The following is an 18,907-nucleotide window of genomic DNA, read 5'->3' on the forward strand; positions in this document are numbered from 1 at the left end:
AGTTTTTGTACGTCACCGGCGTCCAGACATCGAAGGTCATCGACGCCATTGGCTTTTGCTTGAGCGGCGATCGTGTCGAGGGTTGCTGCTTCAGCGGCAGACGTCGCAACGACAAGCTTTCCGACGCGCTCGGCAGCGATGCCTCGTTCCCCGGCGTAAGTATAAAGAAGCCTTTTGCCTTCAACGCACAGCCGCGCCTTCAGCGATCCCGGAGGATAATAGATGCCGGCGTGAACAACCTCACTCGATCGCGAGCTGACCTCCTGTCCGATCGCGGCATGGCGTTCAAGGACGTAGGTTTGCTGTCCCGCCTTCGCGCATTCCACGGCGATTGCGAGGCCAATGACGCCCGCGCCGATGACGAGGGTTTCAATATCGGGTGTGGCGGAGGTGGTCATGATCGGACCGAGGGGGAGGCGCGAAAAGGACGGGCGACTTCGAACCTATATGCGCACACGACCGCGGCTGCGTAACGGGTCTATTTTTGGGAAGCGTTTGGCATCGTAATCTTGGCTCCGCGGGTAGGATTCGAACCTACGACCATCCGATTAACAGTCGGACGCTCTACCACTGAGCTACCGCGGAATGCCGTGCAAAATGCCGGAGAGCGCTCCGCATAGCAGAACGTTTCGTCTCTGGCGAGGCCCTTTATTCTCTTTCTTCACACGCCCGGGATCAAGCGCAAGACGTGATTGCATTTCGATGAGGATGCGGCAACTGCGACGACCGGTCCCAGCATTCCGTCCGAGGCCCGATTATAGCGAGCATCGACCTAAACGGGGCCAAGTGGGCGTTGCTTTTTCGAGAGTTTGGAGGCCACGCCCGGAATTGAACCGGGGTGCGCGGATTTGCAGTCCGCTGCGTCACCACTCCGCCACGTGGCCTCAACACTCAGTCAGCGGCACGCCGCCTTGGTCGCTTTACGGAAATCAAGTCGATTTACCGATGCGAACGGCCGTCTAACATAGAGCGGGAATATCTTACAAGTCATAACGGCAAAAGCCAGTCCATGCGACGGCTTTCCCGTCGCGCCGGAGGTTTGGCTCGCGTATAGACTACGCCGGGAAACTCGTGGCCCTATATCCTGGCGTCGGCCGGGAGAAAAGGTTCATAGCGCGGGGACGACAATGGCAGACATCGCTTTACAACGCAAAAACATGGTTGAGAGTCAAATTCGTCCGAGTGACGTGACCGATCGGCGAGTCACGGCCGCGATGAGTGCGATTCCTCGCGAGGCGTTCGTTCCCGAACGACTGGCGACGTTTGCCTATAGCGACGACGCGCTTCACGTTGGCCCTGATGCCGTGATGCTGTCTCCGACCGTGCTTGCGAGGCTCGTGCAACTCGCGGACATCAATCCGGACGACGCCGTACTCGTGATCGGGGGATGCTCCGGATACGCGGCGGCGATCGTCGCGCAGATTGCAAAATCGGTCGTGGCGCTGCTGCCTGATAGGGTATCAGCGACGGCTGTCGCCAGCGCGTGCCGCAGCATCGCCATCGACAACGTGACGGCGGTTGCGGGTGTTCTATCGGAAGGATGGAAGGCGCAGTGTCCTTATGCCGTCATCGTCGTTGAAGGTGGCGTCGAAGCCGTTCCCGAAGCGCTCAAAAGCCAGCTCGCAGATGGAGGCCGTCTGGTTGCGATTGAAGTCGAGCGCGGTTTAGGCCATGCGTTCCTGCTGCAAAAGACCGGAGAGTTTTTCGTTCGCCGTGATACTTTTCAGGCCGCGGCGCAACTGCTGAAAGGCTTTGAGTCTCCGAAGCCAGCATTTGTATTCTGACCGCTAGGTTCCGCTGCCGATTCGTTCTGAGAGCCCCACGACGCAGTCATCGCGCTGCGCTTTTTTGCGGCGCTAATTCTAAACCCGCAGTTCGCACAAGAGAGTGTGTTTCGAGCCACGCTCGGCACGAAATTATTAATAATTGCTAGACGGATAGGCGTGTCGACCCAAGTTATCCGGTACGTTGTTGCGCGGGCGCTTCGCGTAAGTGAAAGCGAGCAGGGGCGAATCGGGTAAATGACGTTTCTGCATTTCCGAGGGGGAGCGCTCGCGGGTTCGGGGCTGCGAGCGTCAGAATGGGTTCATGCAATTGTCGATGATAGCGGAAGCTCAACCGTCACGAATGCGCGCGCGGCTCAGGTCGCGTTGCGCGATTTCGGCTTTGCTGGCTCTGGCAGGGATTTTTGCAATTCCATCATCAGGGTCTGCCGAGACACTGATCGATGCATTGTCATCTGCTTATCAGTATAGCCCGACGCTCGATGCGGAACGCGCGCGGCAGAGGGCGCGCGACGAAGACATCGCGCGAGCGAATTCTGGGTATCGTCCCGACATCAATCTCTCGGCGAGCGTCGGCCGCCAGGGGACTTGGACAAAGTCGCCAGCCGGAAATTCCAGCAGCGTGACGTCTCCACGCGGCTACGGCGTTAATTTGGTTCAGCCCGTCTTTACGGGCTTTCAGGTCACGAACTCCGTAAATGCGGCGGAAGCGACAGACCGCGCAGGCCGCGAAACGCTGCGCAACACAGAACAGCAGGTTCTGCTGGATGCCGTTACGGCTTACGGCGACGTCGTGCGCGATCAGGCGATCGTCAAGCTCAACGAGAACAACCTGAAGTTCCTCGATGCTGAATTGAGAGCCACGCAGGATCGCTTCAACGTCGGCGAAGTCACGAAGACCGACGTTGCGCAAGCGCAAGCTCGACGTGCGGCGGGGCAATCCGATCTCGATCAGGCGCGCGCCAACCTGAAGTCCAGCCGCGCCATCTTCGAGCAGGTCGTCGGGCATCCCCCGTCAAATCTCATCGAACCAAATCCGAATACGAAGCTCGTTCCGCGCAACGTCACCGACGCGGTCGCGATCGGCACGAAAGAAAATCCACAGGTTGTCCAGGCGCTCTATTCCGAGCAGGCCGGTCGGTTCAGCGTCGATCAGATTCGTGGTGAGTTGCTCCCGCAGGCGCAACTCGAAGCAGGCTGGTCGGATAGCTTCGACAGTTCAGAGCTTATCGACCGGGGAAGCACGGCGTCCGTCGTCGGCCGCGTCAATGTCCCGATCTATCCGGCGGGTGGCGAAGTTTACGCGCGGCTGCGACAGGCGAAGCATACGCATATTTCGCTTCTGCAGCAGATCGAGGAAGCGCGCTCGCTGACGCAGTCGCAGGTCGTTCAGGCATGGGCGCAGCTGCAAGGATTTAAAGCGCAGGCGGAATCCGATCGGGCTTCCATCACGGCGAACACGACCGCTCTTGAAGGCGTCAAGGAAGAGGAACGTGTCGGGCAGCGGACATTGCTCGATGTTTTGAACGCGCAGCAGGAGCTGTTGCAGTCGCAGGTCAACCTCGAGACGACGAAGCGCAATATCCTCGTGGCATCCTATACGCTGGTATCGGCGACCGGCCGCCTCAGTGTTTCCGAAGTCGGGGCGGCGACGGAAGTCTACCATCCTGAAGTGCACTACGAGGAAGTACGCAGAAAGTGGTGGGGCATCGACATTACGCATGACGATGGCCGCCGTGAGCACATGGACGTCCGCGACGACGGCACGCCGTTGAAATAGGCGGATATTCGCCTGAGCCTCTGCAAGGCCGCTGATGGCACTTTTTTGGCTCGTTTTGGCACGTTCCGAAGCGATTGCATGCTGTTCCTGCCTTGAGAGTGCCGCGCTCCGGGGATAACTAATATCGGGATCGTTGCCGGGCGTTGCGCAACCTGCCACCATATTTGACGTCGGAGCAGATGCTCCGATTGATTATGATGGCCGGAACGTCGCTAGACCCGTGAAGTTCCACGGCCTCTGAGCCCGCGTCGCCGTCGCGAGAAGGTACGAGTATGTCGAGATTTGAGCCCAACGTTGAACCGAGCATGGAAGAGATCCTTGCCTCGATCCGCAAGATCATCGCGGAGGACACGTCGGGTTCGAGGACCGTGCCGCCGCCGGCGCCATCGCGCGCGCCGCAATCGCCCGTTCGCCCCAACGCTGGCGTCAAACCCGCAGCGTCGCAGCAGCGCGGATTCATGTCGCGCGACGCTTTCATGAAATCGTCGGCTGCGGCGGATGAGCCGGGTGAGCAACGTTTTTTCACGCCCGTTACACCGCCGCAGGATCCGATCGTATCCGATGCCAGTCTTAAGCCTGCGAGCGAGATCAGCGCCACCAAGGCTGCATCGTCGCCAGCGCCAGCGTCGGATATGAACGTTGTGGCTAAACCGGTCGAAATCGCCAAGGTCGCGGTGACGCCGTCCGAGCCCAGGACATCGCAGGGTTCATCGAACACGGCGAAGCAGGACAAGATCCAAGACAAATCGATCACGGTCCTGGTTGAGGCGATCGTCGAAGCCGAACAGAAATCCTTGGCGCCCGAGACGACATCGGAAGCACAGCTTATCGATGCGCAGCTCGTGGAGCTTCTCGGCGAGGACCTCAAGGCGCTCCGCGATGCCGACGAACGGCAAGACTGGACGACCGCGCCGACGCTCAATGCTGCCGCGAAAGTGGCACCTGCGCCGGATGTCATTGTGCCGAAGCCGGCGGAGGCCGCCGCGAAACTCAACGGCGCTGCTGCTCCTAGCGGCATCGCGCCGCCCGTCGCTATGAGGGACGAGACGCGGGAGGCCGCTCACGTTCCTGATCCTTTTGCATTCGATCTCGGGCCGTCGCCGTTCCTGCCGCGTCCGTTGGGCGAGAAGGCGACTGACCAGAAGATTTCGATCGATCCGCCGCAGCAAGCGCCTCTGCGCTCGAGCTTGCCGCAGCGGGATGAACCTAGGCCTTCGGCCCCTGCGCAAGCGTTGCCGAAAACCAATGGCTCGCCGATCGCTCAGGAGTCGGCGCGGCCGACGTCATCGGCGCTGAGAGCGCCGGTGCCCCAGGCAGCGCCCGCTGCACCACGTCCGGCAACATTCGCAGTGCCGAGCGTTTCAGCGACGCTTGGGCCGCATCGCAAACTCGAGCCGTTGTCAGACTCGTTCAAGCCCGCCGCGCCGATGCACAGCAGGCCGGTAGAGCAAACGTTTGATCCTTTTTCGTTTCGCGCTTTGCCTAGAAACTCCGAGCCGACGGCTGAACCGGCACTGCCGCAGCTTGAAAACAGGCTGCACCCGGCATCGTCACCCGCGTTATCGGCACTGCCGCCGCTCGACGTCGAGGCCGATCCGGTCATCGGCGGCGACCGCACGATGGAAGACGCCGTCGCCGATCTCCTGCGGCCTCTTCTCAAAACATGGCTTGCCGAAAATATGCCAAAAATCGTGGAGCGCGCTCTTCGCCGCGAAATGACTGAGCGACTGTTGCCAGGACACAAGAACAACCGCGACTAACGGCTTGATTTAAAATGTCGAGGCGGAGCAAAAGCGGAGTCATCTCCGCTCTTTTTGTATCTGCAGCAAATTTTTCTTGATCGTGACTTCCGCCACACGGTTGCCGCGAGTGGGCCTTAGCAATTTGTCTCACGCGGGCGACGCCAAGTCACAATTTAGATGATGCGGTTCGCTCGTGACGTCACTGGGGGGCTTGAGCTGCGGGTCGAAGTGCGCGGCGCTTTCTTTCCAGACAAGACGAACCGGAGGGGCAACGGGGTGCCGACGCGGTTCTGCGAATTCGTATTCGTACGCAGAGAGGAAGCGTCATGAACATGATGAATGGAGCGAAACACGACGTCGAAGACATTCTAGCATCGATCCGCACGAGTATCGCCGATCGGTCGCCGGAGTTCGACGCGGATAGGCGGGAGGTGCGCGTGACGACGCTAAGAGGTCGCGGAAATATTGCCGACGAGGCATTGGAATTCGAACTGCCGGCCATTTTCAAGGCACCGGTGCAACCTGCGGCCGAGCGGCCCAATCTGCTCGGGCGGCTCAGCGAAGCTCTTGGAACGAACGCACAGCACGCGCAGGAAAGCGAGTGGGGCCGCCGCACCGCGCGGACCGTTATTCCCTTCGAGCCAATTCACGGGCGCATGATCGAGCCGCCGCCAGCGGTTGCCTTGGATGCCGTCAATGAGACGAAATCGGCGGCCGTTCCACCAAAGGACGACGTCAAGCGCGTCATGACATCTTTTTTTGACACGCGTATGAGCCGCATGAATACCATGGCACCCGCGCCTGAGCCCGAGCCGGAACCCGCGCCGGCACCGGTTCAACGGGCCTTCGTGCCGGAACCGCCCCGGCTTCCCGATGGCAACATGGTTGCAAATGGCGATGTCGAGGATGCCGCAGCACAGCTTCTGCGGCCGATCCTGCGGCAGTGGCTGACCGAGAACATGCCTAAAATCGTCGAGAAGGCGCTGCGCGACGAAACCGGCAAGCGCTGATCGCAAAGTGCCATAAAATGGCGCTTGCACGCATCGAGGGGGGTGGCAAGGTTGACAGCGAACGAATGTCAGCCTTACCACCGGAGTCGAACAACCGCGGTTGGAAACGACACCTCCTCAGATGCTTGAAAAAACGTTCCGCCCGGCCGAAATCGAGCCGCGCATTAATTCCGAATGGGATAAGTCCGAAGCGTTCAAAGCCGGTCGCGCCGTTACGGGCGGGAAGAACGCTTCCTATTCCATCGTCATCCCGCCGCCGAATGTGACCGGCTCGCTCCATATGGGGCACGCTCTCAACAATACGCTGCAGGACATTCTCGTGCGCTTCGAGCGCATGCGGGGCCGCGATGTCCTTTGGCAGCCCGGCACCGATCACGCCGGCATCGCGACGCAGATGGTCGTCGAGCGCCAGCTCGCGGCCGAGAAGCAACCGTCGCGGCGCGAGCTTGGGCGCGAAGAATTCCTGAAGCGCGTTTGGACGTGGAAGGAAGAATCCGGCGGCACCATCGTCAATCAGCTGAAGCGCCTTGGCGCATCGTGCGACTGGTCGCGCGAACGCTTCACGATGGACGAGGGGCTGTCGAAGGCCGTCGTGAAAGTCTTCGTGCAGCTCTACAACGAGGGGCTGATCTACAAGGACAAGCGTCTCGTCAATTGGGACCCGAAATTCCAGACGGCGATCTCAGACCTGGAAGTCGTGCAGGTTGAATCGCGCGGAAAATTCTCGTGGTCGAAGGACAGCGGCGAATCGTTCGATGCTACCGCGCTGGCGAAGGTGCTCGCTAAAGATCCAAGCGGTCACATGTACTATTTCCGCTATCCGCTTAGCGGCAAGATTCCGGGCTACGACAAGGATTACATCGTCGTCGCGACGACGCGACCCGAGACGATGCTTGGCGATACCGGCGTCGCCGTGCATCCCGAGGATGAGCGCTATGCGGCGCTGATCAAGGCTGGTGCGAAAGTGAAGCTGCCGCTCGTCGGCCGCGAGATTCCGATCGTCGCGGATGAATACTCCGATCCCGAGAAGGGAACGGGCGCGGTGAAGATCACGCCCGCGCACGACTTCAACGACTTCGAGGTCGGCAAGCGGCACAATTTTCCGCAGATCAATGTGCTCGATGCTTACGGCAAGATCATAAAGGGCTGGGGGACTGATCTCACATTTGGCCATCGGGCAGAGGATCCGCGTTTCCCTGGGATGGTGTTGGCCGACGAGGAGGGGTGTGGTCCTGACCCCATTACTGGCATTCCGGACGACTTGCAGGGTCTCGATCGCTTCGAGGCGCGCAAGAAGGTCGTCGCCGATATCGATGCGCTGGGCCTGCTCGAAAAGATTGAGCCGACGACGCATACGGTTCCGCACGGCGATCGCTCCGGGGTCATTGTCGAGCCGTGGCTGACGGACCAGTGGTACGTCAACGCCGCCGAGCTTGCGAAACCGGCAATCGCGGCCGTCGAGAAAAACAAGACTGTCTTCGTTCCGAAGAACTGGGAGAAGACCTACTTCGAGTGGATGCGAAACATCCAGCCGTGGTGCATCTCGCGGCAGCTCTGGTGGGGCCACCAGATTCCGGCATGGTATGGGCCGGACGGTAAATACTTTGTCGCAGCCGACCAGTCAGAGGCGCAAACACTCGCCAACAAACACTATGGCAACGACGTTGCGCTGACGCGCGACGAGGACGTGCTCGATACGTGGTTTTCGTCCGCGCTGTGGCCGTTCTCGACGCTCGGCTGGCCGGACGAGACGCCAGAGCTTGGCCGCTACTATCCGACGAGCGTGCTCGTCACCGGCTTCGACATCATCTTCTTCTGGGTCGCCCGCATGATGATGATGGGCCTGCACTTCATGGACGAAGTGCCGTTCAAGGACGTCTACATCCATGCCCTCGTCCGCGACGAGAAGGGGCAGAAGATGTCGAAGTCGAAGGGTAACGTCATGGACCCGCTCGTCCTGATCGACGAGTTCGGGGCCGACGCGCTGCGCTTCACGCTCGCCGCGATGGCGGCGCAGGGACGCGACATCAAGCTCGCGAAATCGCGCGTCGAAGGCTATCGTAATTTCGCGACCAAGCTCTGGAACGCCTCGCGCTTCGCGGAAATGAACGAGTGCGTGCGGCAGCGCGATTTCGATCCGAAATCGGCGACGCAGATCTTCAATAAATGGATCATCGGCGAAGCGGAGTTGACCGCAAAGGCGGTCACGGCCGCACTCGAAGGTTATAAATTCAACGAAGCTGCGGCCGCGATCTATGAATTCGTCTGGGGTGAGTTCTGTGACTGGTATCTCGAGTTGATCAAGCCGCTGCTCGCTGGCGACGACGAGGACGCGAAAGCCGAAACGCGTGCGGTGACGGCGTGGACCCTCGATCAGATCCTCAAGATGCTGCATCCGTTCATGCCGTTCATCACCGAGGAACTCTGGACGCACATGGTGGAGCATGGCGTCAAGCGCGATGACCTGTTGGCGCTCAGCCAGTGGCCGAACCTCGACGGCCTTGTCGAACGCGAAGCGGTGGATGAGGTAAACTGGGCGGTCGAGCTGATTTCAGAAGTGCGTTCGGTGCGGACGGAAATGAGCGTTCCGGCAGGTGCGAAGGTGCCGCTCGTCATCGTCGGTGCGAATGACGTCATTCGCGAGTGCGTCCGTCGCAACGATGAAACGCTGAAACGGTTGGCCCGTCTCGACGAAATTGATTTTGCCGATATGGCTCCGAAAGGCGCGGCTCTGATCGTTGCCGGAGAAACCACGGCGGCGCTGCCGCTCGCGGGCATCATCGACATGGCCGCCGAAAAGCGGCGGCTCGCGAAAGAGATCGAGAAGGCGGACAGCGACCTCAAGAAGATGGACGCGAAGCTGTCCAACCCGCAGTTCATGGAGCGGGCGAAAGAAGAGGCCATCGAGGAAGCGAAGGAACGCAAGGCCGAGCTTGAAGCCGAGATCAAGCGGTTTTCAGCTGCTCTGAAACGGCTAGAGGATGCGGCCTGATCGTTTCCGCAGGTGGTGAAGACTGTTTTTGCCGCCAGTAACGTGGATGGCCGCCTTCGCGGCCATGACGTCGGGAGACAGCGAACCCGGCGCCGTGGATTAAGCGGGGCTTCTGAATTTTAATTTCGTCATGGCCGCGTAGGCGGCCATCCACGCGAATTAAAACGTGCCGGCGAAGTTCTGCATCGCGGCATTCGCCGGGTTCAGGAATTTGAGCCGCAGCTCCGTCAGCTTCCAGCCGACACGGCTCAACTGCAGCTTGCCGAGATAGAGACGCGACGGATCGTTCTTGTCCGCCATGTCGATTTCGAACGTAGTGAATCCGGTGAACTCGGCGCGTTTGACGCGCGCCCAGGCGCGGGAGATGCGCTCCAGGATCGGAAGTGCGTTCGTTCCATCATCGCCCGAAACATAGTCGCGATAAGCTTTTTGCGCCGTGAAAAGCTGCGGCAGGCCTTCCGGCGTCACGTAGGACTCGACCAGGCTATTGATGGCGCCTTGGCCCCAATAGGCTTTCGCGCGTTGCCAGAGGCTGGGATTGGCGGGCTCCGTCTGCTCGCCGGTCGGTAAGTCGAGTGCGATGCGCGCGATTGAAGGCTTCAGCGTTTCGCGCACGCTCGGCCATTCGATCGCGGTCGTCAGATACGCGGAATTGCCGTTGCGTACGGCTTCACGAATGTTCCACGCCGTGAGGAACGGTGCGCCGATGTAGGCGACGGCGACGAGCGCGATCAGTCCAGCTATAATCCAAAGCGGCTTTTTCATCGCGATTCGTCAAAGCTCACGCGGTTCATTGGCTCAACACGATTTGCATGCGAATCTGACGATCTTCAGGCCGAGCACAATCATTGTCGTCGCCTCAATCGCCGCTCCCAGGTTTTTGCGGTTCGATTGTCGTTTTGCATATCGACTTCAACTCCTGCCACGACTGCTCGTCGAGGGCCGGTGTCGCCGGGTAGTCGGACTGCTGGCGGACGAGCTTTGCGCGTTCGGCGGCGGGTGGATGCGTGCGCAGCCAGGTGAGCGCTCCGCTTTTCGCATCGGCGGAATTCTCGCCTTCTATCTTGCTCACGCGCACAAAGAAATTGCCGAGCCCTTTTGGAGCGATGCCCGCGCCTTTGAGCAAATGCAGTGCATCGAGATCGGCCTCGTGCTCGGCGCCGCGTGAATAGCCGAGCTGCGCCAGCATCAGACCGGCGTTCGCAAGTCCTCCGCCGCCGAGCATGATTTCGACGGCGGCCGCGAGACCGACGCTGCGAATGATGCCCGTCTCCGGATGCATCTCGATGCCGTGGCCCATCTCGTGCGCCAGGACGCCCGCGACTTCATCGGGACTCTCGGCCTTGTCGAGCAAGCCCTTGGTCAGAACGATCTGGCCTCCGGGAACGGCAAAGGCGTTCATCAGCGGCCAATCGTAGACGCGCACGTTGAAGGAGACGCCGTCGGGTGCCGCCTTGGACAGGCGTGCGGAAAGGTTCGACAGCGCTGCAACGCCGTGGGCGTCGACGCATTCCTTGTGGCCCTCGGTCATCGATTCGCGCGCTGAATCGCCAAGGCGTTGCCGCCAGCTATCCGGCAGCGCCGCCGCAAATGATCTGAGCGGGCTCCAGCCGGCGGCGAAGCTGGCTGCGACGGCCAACGCGACGATTGCGGCGAGCAGCAAGCCCCACTTCCAACTGCGCCGCCGCGCGGCGCGGGCGGTCAGATGCGGGGCGTGGCCTGCAAGATTGGCGGCGAACTTAGCGCCTTGCACGAACAATGATGCGCCGGGTGCCTCAGGCGAAGATAAGAGTACGTCGATCGCATTCCCGCGGACGGGCTCCAGACTTTTGAGTCTGTCGTAATTCCAAAGCTGCGCCGGATGACCGGGACCGAGATCGATTTCGACGCCGCTGACGCCGAGCGTCGCCACGCCGTCCACAGGCAACGACGATCGCCCGGAGGTGAAGCGGCAATAGGACCGGTTGGGATTGGAATTCGTCGTCTCGTTCGGCGCCATCAGGAGGGTTCCGGGCATTCGCGCTGGGCGCAACAGAGGCGCCGCATCGACCGTCATCTAAGCATGGCGAAGCTGGAAATGAATGTCTCCAGAGGAACAAACTCGGGCCGTTGTGATGACGCACTCGTCGCCTACTCAATCCTCGTTGATGCTTTTGAAGGTCGCGTTTGCCTCGCCCGGCAACGGTGCCCGCAGGTCCTTCATTTACCATGATCGGCGGCTTGCCATGCGAATGTTGCTTAACAGCAACTCGTTTGCGGTGCAGCGCCACTTTCGAGCCACAAAGCGCGCGCACGTGCAGAAGCGAGGCTGTCGCCCCGAAATGCTCCTTTTGAATGCTTGAGCACTTCCTTCCCGGCGTGACGGCTGGCATCCCTGGTACGGAAACAAAAAACACGGCAGGGAGCCGAAGAGGAAAGTAATGGACGCCAAGACGTTCGATAAATCGAAATTGCCGAGCCGCCACGTTACGGAAGGCCCGTCGCGGGCGCCGCACCGTTCCTATTACTATGCGATGGGTCTCGAAGAGGCGGACATCAAACGTCCGTTCGTCGGCGTCGTCTCCTGCTGGAATGAAGCCGCTCCCTGTAACATCTCGCTCATGCGCCAGGCCCAGTCGGCGAAGGCCGGCGTCACGGAAGCCGGCGGCACGCCGCGTGAGTTTTGCACGATTACCGTCACCGATGGCATCGCGATGGGCCATCAGGGCATGAAGTCGAGCCTCGTTTCGCGCGAGGTCATCGCCGATTCGATTGAGCTCACGATGCGCGGTCATTCCTACGACGCGCTCGTCGGCATCGCAGGTTGTGACAAGAGTCTGCCCGGCATCATGATGTCGATGTTGAGGCTCAATGTTCCGAGCGTCTTCATGTACGGCGGGTCTATCCTGCCGGGAAAATTCAAAGGCCGCGACGTCACCGTCGTCGATGTGTTCGAAGGCGTCGGCATGCATTCGGCCGGGAAAATGTCGGCGGCCGAGCTGCATGAGCTGGAATGCGTCGCGTGTCCGTCGGCGGGCTCGTGCGGCGGACAGTTCACGGCCAACACGATGGCCTGCGTTTCCGAGGCGATCGGGCTGGCGCTGCCGGGTTCGGCTGGCGCTCCGGCGCCTTATGAAAGCCGCGACGCTTTTGCGACCGAAAGCGGCAAGGCCGTCATGCGTCTGATCGCCGACGGCATCCGGCCGCGCGATATCTGCACAAAGAAAGCATTCGAGAACGCCGCCGTCGTCATTGCGGCGACGGGCGGCTCGACCAACGGAGCGCTGCATCTACCGGCGATGGCGCACGAGGTCGGAATCGATTTCGATCTGTTCGACGTCGCGGAGATTTTCCGCAAGACGCCGTACATCGCCGACCTGAAGCCGGGCGGCCAGTACGTTGCGAAAGACGTGTACGATATCGGCGGCGTGCCGCAGATTCTGAAGGCGCTGCTCGAAGGCGGCGTCCTGCACGGCGACTGCCTGACTGTGACTGGAAAGACGCTCGCGCAGAATCTCGAGGGCGTCAAATTCAACCGCGATCAGAAAGTCGTATTTCCGGTTTCCAATCCGATTTCACCGACGGGTGGCGTAGTTGGGCTCAAGGGCTCGCTGGCGCCCGACGGTGCGATCGTGAAGGTCGCCGGTTTGAAGACGCATCAATTCCGCGGGCCCGCACGCTGCTTCGATTGCGAGGAAGACGCGTTTAAGGCCGTCGAAGACCGCAACTACAAGGAAGGCGAGGTGATCGTCATCCGCTACGAAGGGCCGAAGGGCGGCCCGGGCATGCGCGAAATGCTTTCGACGACGGCGGCGCTTTATGGCCAGGGCGTCGGCGACAAGGTGGCGCTGATTACAGACGGACGTTTTTCCGGCGGCACGCGCGGGCTTTGCATCGGGCACGTCGGTCCGGAAGCGGCGGTCGGCGGTCCGATCGGACTTCTGAAAGACGGCGATATCATCGTCATCGATACCGACGGCGGAACGCTCGAAGTCGAAGTCAGTCCAGAGGAGTTTGAGCGGCGGCGCAAGACGTGGAAGGCGCCGGCGAACATGTATCAGTCAGGGGCACTGAGAAAATTTGCAGACCAAGTGGGACCGGCCAGGTACGGCGCCGTAACCCATGCGGGAGGAAAGGCGGAAGCGCACTGCTATGCGGATATCTAGGCTTGCTGTTGCGGGTAGTGTTGCGGTCTTCTTCACGATGCTCGGCTCGGCTTTCGCCGCCAGCGTGACATTCCGGTCGCCCGACGATGCGATGAAGCAGGGCATTTCGGCGTTCAACGGCGGATACTATGAGCTGGCGCTTCCGGCGTTCGAAGCCTTGGAAGCGACGAAGCCGCAGATCGCGCGCTATTACGAGGCGCGCATTTATGGCGATAACGAAGGCGCCTACACCGACCACGGCAAGGCTTACAAAATCTATGCGCAGCTCGCGGACGAGCTGAAGGATGTCGATCCCGACGATGATGAGCTGGCGCCCATCGCGGCCAAAGCGTTGACGGCGGTGTCGATGTATCTCCGCGACGGCATCACCGACGCAGGTGTCCGTCCGGACGTCGCGGCCGCCGACCGGGACCTGCAGCGGGCCGCGCTGACGTTCAACGACGAAGACGCGCAGTTCGAGCTTGCAAAAGTTTTCCTGCGTGGCGAAGGGCCGGAAATGGCGGGCTCGGAAGATCCGTCAAGCAAGATTGAGAACGGCCGTCACTGGCTGTCGCGGCTTTCGCGGTCCGGGCATCCTGGCGCGCAAGCGTTTCTTGCCGACCTTCTCTGGCGCGGCAAGTTCGTGCAGAAGGATCAGGCGGCTGCTCTTAATCTGATCGACGTCGCGGTGTCGAACGCGTCGCCTACTGAACGAGTCTGGATCGAGGACATCTATCAGAAGATTTTTTGCAACGCGGGTGAAGGCGTTCGTCTGCAGGCGACGGGGCGGGTGGCGGACTGGCATAAGCGCTATGGCCGGAGCCCGCAGGTTCGCGACAACAGGGATGGCCTGGACAGCCTCTCTGCGGAACCTGTCAGGACCTGCGCAAACGGCGAACTCGTGCATCCCATGGCGGCAACGAGCGCTCCCGCTCCGGCTGCGGTTTCATCGCAATTGCCGGTAGCAGGCCCGGCTGTGCGGCAGAGCCGTCAGGTTACGATTGGGATCAGCATCGGCGCGCCGGGCTTTGCTCCGGCTTCCGGTATCGGCGGGCCGCCGGTTTCGAATGGACCTTCGAGCGGCTTCGCGCCAGCCGGCGCACCGTCCCCGCAAGGCGACCGGTAAGCGACGTTCGCTAAGCTAAGCTCCGAGCTTGACCCATACGGGCACGTGATCGGACGGCTTTTCCTGTGCGCGTGTCGCGCGGTCTATTCCCGATGCCACGAGCAGGTCGGCCGCCTGGCTGGAGAGCAGGATGTGGTCGATGCGGATGCCGTCGTCCTTCTGGAAGGCGCCGGCCTGATAATCCCAGAACGTGTAGACGCCTGGACCTGGATGGCAGGCGCGCGTCGCGTCGGTGAAGCCTTCGTTGACAAGCGTGCGCCAGGCTGCGCGGCTCTCCGGCTGGAACAGCGCGTCGTTGACCCACGCAGCGGGCCGCTTGGCATCGACGGGTTCCGGAATGACGTTGAAGTCTCCGGCGAGGACGAGCGGCATTTCGTCTTCGAGCAGTTGCTTGGCGCGCTGACGCATGCGGGCCATCCACGCGAGCTTGTAGGGGAATTTCTCCGAATCTATGGGATTGCCATTCGGCAGGTAAAGCGAAACGACGCGGATCATGCGGTCGCCGAGCGGAACCGAGGCTTCAATCCAGCGCGCGTGCTGATCGGTTTCATCGCCGGGAAGGCCGCGAACGACGTCTTCGAGCGGCGATTTCGAGAGGATCGCAACGCCGTTGAACCCCTTCTGCCCGTTCGTCGCGACGTTGTAGCCGATGTCTTGAAAGGCCGACGTCGGAAACGCTTCGTCGACGGATTTGATCTCCTGGAAGCAGACGACGTCCGGAGACTGCAGGCGCAGATACGTCAGCGCCGACTCGAGCCGGGCTTTGACGCCGTTGATATTCCACGTGGCGAGGATCATGGCTCAACCATGTGCCATCCAACCGCGCGTAAATCAATTTGAGATCGGTTCAGACCGAGAAGCTCGTGCCGCAGCCGCAGGACGCGGTCGCGACGGGATTGTTGATTTTAAAGGCGGCGCCGATCAGATCGTCGACGAAGTCGATTTCGGCCCCTTCCATGTACTGCAGCGAGACCGGATCGATGACGACGACCGCGCCACCGCGTTCGATGACGAAATCATCGGCGGCGCGCCTATCGACTAGATCGAATTTGTACTGAAACCCCGAGCAGCCGCCACCCTCGACGGAAACGCGCAGGACGGGCGATCCCGGTTCGCTACCGGCAATCTCGGAAATTCGCGACGCGGCTTGTTCGGTTACGGTGACGGTCATCGGTTTCTAGGCTTTTCCTGGTCGGCACCACGGAACTCAAGGGAACGCGGGCTGGCGCCATTGGCTCCAAATAGATAGGAAGGCGCGTGAACATATCAAATATCAATTGTGGCTCGCTATGCCAACCAGGTTAAATCCGGGTGCCGATTTAGCGGATTACGGGCAAAACCTGCGGCCGGGCGAACGCGCGACGGCGCGTTACGCGGCGAGTGCGGTGCCCTCGCGGGGCCGCCTTCATGTCGAGCCGGACTGTACAACCCGCAGCCCGTTCCAGCGCGACCGGGATCGCGTGCTGCATTCCTCGGCGTTCCGGCGGCTTGCTTACAAAACCCAGGTTTTCCTTCCGCACGAAGGCGATCATTACCGCACGCGCCTGACGCATACCCTGGAAGTGGCGCAGATCGCGCGTACCATCGCCCGGCAGCTTCGGCTCGACGAGGATCTCGCCGAGACCATCGCGCTGGCGCACGATCTCGGGCACTCGCCGTTCGGTCATGCGGGCGAACGGGCGCTCGACACCGCGATGGGCGATTTCGGCGGCTTCGATCACAATGCTCAATCCGTCCGCGTCGTCACAAAGCTCGAACGCAAGTATTTGGCGTTCGACGGGCTCAATCTGACGTGGGAGACGCTCGAAGGATTGGTCAAGCACAACGGACCGATCGTTGCGCCTCAGTCGGCGGTTGCCAAAGTCGTGCGCCGGTTTGACGACTGGCGGTCCCTCGAACTCGACAAATGGGCGTCGGCGGAAGCGCAGGTCGCGAGCCTTGCCGACGACATTGCCTATCTCTCGCACGACGTCGACGACGGGCTGCGCGCCGGGCTGATTTCGCTCGGTGCTTTATCCGAGACGCCGCTTGCTGGCGGCATGGCGCGGGAGGTCTTGTCTCTCGGAAAGAATGCCGAGCCAGGGCGGTCGATCTATGAAATCACGCGCCGGATGATCACCGTCATGGTCGGCGATGTGATCGAGGAAAGCCGCCGGCGGCTCACGGGGCTTGCGCCGGGGTCGGCTGACGATATTCGCCATGCGGGCGGTGCGACCGTCGCGTTCTCCGAACAGATGTTCGCAGATCTGGCGCAGCTCCGGCGCTTCCTGTTCAAGTCCGTCTATCACCATCGCAAGGTGCTCGACGTCATGGAGCGCGCCGAGCAGATCGTTCGCGATCTTTTTGCGCGCTATAACGTCGACCCGGCGTCTCTGCCGGAGGATTGGCGCGACGCTTCGTTGAGCCTTGATCCGCACGGCCGGGCGAGGCTCGCGTGCGACTTCCTTGCGGGGCAGACCGATCGCTACGCCATTGCCGAATACCGCCGATTGTTTGACGCCACGGCGGAACTGCGATAGGCGCGAGCTATCGATTGGCGCTGGCGACACTCCTCCGTCGCGCCGGCCGCCAGCGCACCGCGGTTTCGCCGTCGCGATTTCTCAAGGACTCTCATGAACGTTTTTAGTGAAGTTGAAGCCCGAGTCAGAGTCGCGCTCGAAGCGCTGAAGGCCGAAGGCACGCTGCCGTCCGACCTTGCGCTTCCGGATTTCGAGGCCGAGCCTCCACGGGATGCGAGCCACGGCGACATTGCGGTCAACGCCGCGCTCGTGCTCGCCAAGGCTGCGAAGATGAAGCCGCGCGAGATCGCTGATGCTTTGAAAGCGAAGCTCGAAGCGCACGCCGATATTCAGAAGATCGAGGTCGCGGGTCCCGGCTTCCTCAACATCACATTCAAGAACGAAGTCTGGCAGGATCTCGTGCGCGACATTCTCACCGAAGGCGCGCGATACGGGGCGGGTTCGGCACGCGGCGATGGCAAGCTCAATATCGAATACGTGTCCGCCAATCCTACCGGTCCGATGCACGTCGGCCATTGTCGTGGCGCCGTGTTCGGCGATGCGCTTGCTAATCTGCTCGCGTTCGCAGGCCATGACGTCACGCGCGAATATTACATCAATGACGCAGGCGGACAGGTGAACGTGCTGGCGCGCTCGGCGTTTCTCCGCTACCGTGAGGCGCTGGGCGAAGACATCGGCGCGATCCCTGAAGGGCTCTATCCGGGCGATTATCTGAAGCCCGTCGGCGAAGCGCTCGCCAAAGAGCATGGACCGTCGCTGCTCAACATGCCCGAAGAGCGCTGGCTGCCGATCGTCCGGTCGGTCGCCATCGAGAAAATGATGGCGATGATCAAGGTCGATCTCGCGGCGCTGAACATCCGGCACGACGTCTTTTTCTCAGAAGCCTCGCTGCAGGCGGACGGCAAGGATCAGATCAAGGCGGCGATCGCGGAACTTAGCGGGAAAGGGCTCATCTACGAGGGCACGCTCGACAAGCCCAAAGGCCACGACGACGGCGAGTGGGAGGACCGGCTTCAGACGCTGTTCAAATCGACGGCGTTCGGGGACGACGAGGACCGCGCTCTGCGGAAGTCCGACGGCAGCTACACGTATTTCGCGGGCGACGTCGCTTATCACTACGACAAGTTGAGCCGCGGCTTCCGGCAACTGATCAACGTCTTTGGCGCCGATCATGTCGGCTACATACCGCGTATCAAGGCGGTGGTCGCTGCGCTTTCGGATAATAAAGCTGATCTTGACGTGAAGGTCGTACAACTCGTCAGGCTCTTCAAAGCGGGTGAGCCTTACAAGATGTCGAAACGGGCAGGGACATTCGTGACGCTGCGCGATGTCGTCGACGAAGTGGGTCGCGATCCGGTCCGCTACATGATGCTCTATCGGAAGAACCAGGAGACGCTGGATTTCGATTTCGCGAAGGTGACCGAGCAGTCGAAAGACAATCCCGTCTTCTATGTGCAGTACGCGCATGCGAGATCGGCAAGCGTTCTGCGCAACGCGGTCGAGCAGATTCCGGGACTCGATGTGTCGGTCGATGCACTGCGGCGCGCCGACCTCTCGCGCCTGACCGATTCCGGAGAGATCGATCTCGTCAAACGGTTGGCGAGCTTCCCGCGATTGATCGACGGCGCAGCCTCGGCGCACGAGCCGCATCGGATCGCGTTCTATCTCTACGATCTCGCGAGTGCGCTACATTCGCAGTGGACGCGTGGCAACGATTCGCCACATTTGAGATTTATTCAATCAAATGACGGGGTTGCGACTTCTGCGCGGCTCGCGCTGATTGCCGCGACAAAGACGGTGATAAAATCGGGACTTGATGTCCTCGGCGTC

The 18,907-nt window shown here is 61.1% G+C and carries 14 protein-coding genes and 2 tRNA genes; 9 read left to right on the top strand and 7 right to left on the bottom strand.

Annotated features, from left to right (window positions below):
* The 3 genes from WC026_RS16035 to WC026_RS16045 all read right to left on the bottom strand — a co-directional run.
* Positions 1-398, bottom strand: a 398-nt coding sequence (locus WC026_RS16035; RefSeq protein WP_372712013.1) for an NAD(P)/FAD-dependent oxidoreductase, incomplete at its 3' end; no start/stop codon positions are given.
* Positions 399-510: 112 nt separating this feature from the next.
* Positions 511-585, bottom strand: a tRNA-Asn gene (locus tag WC026_RS16040).
* Positions 586-810: 225 nt separating this feature from the next.
* Positions 811-884: transfer RNA gene (locus WC026_RS16045), tRNA-Cys, on the bottom strand.
* Between the two features lie 273 nt (positions 885-1,157).
* Between WC026_RS16045 and WC026_RS16050 the strand changes: the two genes are divergently transcribed.
* The 5 genes from WC026_RS16050 to WC026_RS16070 all read left to right on the top strand — a co-directional run bounded on the left by WC026_RS16050 (position 1,158) and on the right by WC026_RS16070 (position 9,308).
* Complete coding sequence (locus tag WC026_RS16050; RefSeq protein WP_372712014.1) at positions 1,158-1,784, top strand: protein-L-isoaspartate O-methyltransferase; 627 nt, start codon at positions 1,158-1,160, stop codon at positions 1,782-1,784.
* Positions 1,785-2,088: 304 nt separating this feature from the next.
* Entirely contained in the window at positions 2,089-3,564 is a 1,476-nt protein-coding gene (locus WC026_RS16055; RefSeq protein WP_372712015.1) for a TolC family outer membrane protein, read from the top strand.
* 272 nt (positions 3,565-3,836) lie between these two features.
* Complete coding sequence (locus WC026_RS16060; protein ID WP_372712016.1) at positions 3,837-5,324, top strand: DUF2497 domain-containing protein; 1,488 nt, start codon at positions 3,837-3,839, stop codon at positions 5,322-5,324.
* Positions 5,325-5,632: 308 nt separating this feature from the next.
* Entirely contained in the window at positions 5,633-6,316 is a 684-nt protein-coding gene (locus WC026_RS16065) for a DUF2497 domain-containing protein (protein ID WP_372712017.1), read from the top strand.
* A gap of 121 nt (positions 6,317-6,437) precedes the next feature.
* The gene (locus WC026_RS16070; RefSeq protein ID WP_372712018.1) at positions 6,438-9,308 is read left to right on the top strand and encodes a valine--tRNA ligase; all 2,871 of its coding nucleotides are present in this window, start codon (positions 6,438-6,440) and stop codon (positions 9,306-9,308) included.
* Positions 9,309-9,467: 159 nt separating this feature from the next.
* Here the strand turns inward: WC026_RS16070 and WC026_RS16075 are convergent, their stop codons facing one another.
* On the bottom strand, positions 9,468-10,073 hold the full coding sequence (locus tag WC026_RS16075) for a DUF2939 domain-containing protein (RefSeq protein WP_372712019.1): 606 nt from the start codon (positions 10,071-10,073) through the stop codon (positions 9,468-9,470).
* Positions 10,074-10,167: 94 nt separating this feature from the next.
* On the bottom strand, positions 10,168-11,325 hold the full coding sequence (locus tag WC026_RS16080; RefSeq protein WP_372712020.1) for a M48 family metallopeptidase: 1,158 nt from the start codon (positions 11,323-11,325) through the stop codon (positions 10,168-10,170).
* Positions 11,326-11,728: 403 nt separating this feature from the next.
* On the opposite strand from WC026_RS16080, the gene ilvD reads away from it, so the two are divergent.
* Positions 11,729-13,453 carry a dihydroxy-acid dehydratase gene (gene ilvD, locus WC026_RS16085; RefSeq protein ID WP_372712021.1) on the top strand — a complete coding sequence of 575 codons (1,725 nt, stop codon included), beginning with the start codon at positions 11,729-11,731 and terminating at the stop codon, positions 13,451-13,453.
* Positions 13,440-14,558, top strand: coding sequence for a tetratricopeptide repeat protein (locus WC026_RS16090; RefSeq protein WP_372712022.1), 1,119 nt, complete (start codon positions 13,440-13,442; stop codon positions 14,556-14,558). The genes ilvD and WC026_RS16090 overlap by 14 nt, the downstream gene beginning before the upstream one ends.
* Before the next feature lie 15 nt (positions 14,559-14,573).
* On the opposite strand, the gene xth is transcribed toward WC026_RS16090, so the two are convergent.
* The gene (xth, locus tag WC026_RS16095; protein WP_372712023.1) at positions 14,574-15,356 is read right to left on the bottom strand and encodes an exodeoxyribonuclease III; all 783 of its coding nucleotides are present in this window, start codon (positions 15,354-15,356) and stop codon (positions 14,574-14,576) included.
* 49 nt (positions 15,357-15,405) lie between these two features.
* Positions 15,406-15,729 carry an iron-sulfur cluster insertion protein ErpA gene (erpA, locus tag WC026_RS16100; protein WP_372712024.1) on the bottom strand — a complete coding sequence of 108 codons (324 nt, stop codon included), beginning with the start codon at positions 15,727-15,729 and terminating at the stop codon, positions 15,406-15,408.
* A 118-nt stretch (positions 15,730-15,847) separates the two neighbouring features.
* Here erpA and WC026_RS16105 point away from each other — a divergent pair, with 118 nt between their 5' ends.
* Together WC026_RS16105 and argS are read left to right on the top strand one after the other, a co-directional pair.
* Positions 15,848-17,077 (top strand): deoxyguanosinetriphosphate triphosphohydrolase, encoded by a 1,230-nt coding sequence (locus WC026_RS16105; protein WP_372712025.1) that lies wholly within the window; start codon positions 15,848-15,850, stop codon positions 17,075-17,077.
* Between the two features lie 93 nt (positions 17,078-17,170).
* A partial coding sequence (argS, locus tag WC026_RS16110) for an arginine--tRNA ligase (RefSeq protein WP_372712026.1) occupies positions 17,171-18,907 on the top strand: 1,737 nt, incomplete at its 3' end.

Source organism: Hyphomicrobium sp. (assembly GCF_041674905.1).
Lineage (GTDB): Bacteria > Pseudomonadota > Alphaproteobacteria > Rhizobiales > Hyphomicrobiaceae > Hyphomicrobium_B.

What these genes read in the sequence shown, in the direction of transcription:
- WC026_RS16060 (WP_372712016.1), top strand. Translation starts at nt 3,837, where the DNA reads ATGTCGAGATTTGAGCCCAACGTTGAACCGAGCATGGAAGAGATCCTT.
- WC026_RS16090 (WP_372712022.1), top strand. Translation starts at nt 13,440, where the DNA reads ATGCGGATATCTAGGCTTGCTGTTGCGGGTAGTGTTGCGGTCTTCTTC.
- ilvD (WP_372712021.1), top strand. Translation starts at nt 11,729, where the DNA reads ATGGACGCCAAGACGTTCGATAAATCGAAATTGCCGAGCCGCCACGTT.
- WC026_RS16065 (WP_372712017.1), top strand. Translation starts at nt 5,633, where the DNA reads ATGAACATGATGAATGGAGCGAAACACGACGTCGAAGACATTCTAGCA.
- erpA (WP_372712024.1), bottom strand. Translation starts at nt 15,729, where the DNA reads ATGACCGTCACCGTAACCGAACAAGCCGCGTCGCGAATTTCCGAGATT.
- WC026_RS16075 (WP_372712019.1), bottom strand. Translation starts at nt 10,073, where the DNA reads ATGAAAAAGCCGCTTTGGATTATAGCTGGACTGATCGCGCTCGTCGCC.
- WC026_RS16105 (WP_372712025.1), top strand. Translation starts at nt 15,848, where the DNA reads ATGCCAACCAGGTTAAATCCGGGTGCCGATTTAGCGGATTACGGGCAA.
- WC026_RS16055 (WP_372712015.1), top strand. Translation starts at nt 2,089, where the DNA reads ATGCAATTGTCGATGATAGCGGAAGCTCAACCGTCACGAATGCGCGCG.
- xth (WP_372712023.1), bottom strand. Translation starts at nt 15,356, where the DNA reads ATGATCCTCGCCACGTGGAATATCAACGGCGTCAAAGCCCGGCTCGAG.
- WC026_RS16080 (WP_372712020.1), bottom strand. Translation starts at nt 11,325, where the DNA reads ATGCCCGGAACCCTCCTGATGGCGCCGAACGAGACGACGAATTCCAAT.
- WC026_RS16070 (WP_372712018.1), top strand. Translation starts at nt 6,438, where the DNA reads ATGCTTGAAAAAACGTTCCGCCCGGCCGAAATCGAGCCGCGCATTAAT.
- WC026_RS16050 (WP_372712014.1), top strand. Translation starts at nt 1,158, where the DNA reads ATGGTTGAGAGTCAAATTCGTCCGAGTGACGTGACCGATCGGCGAGTC.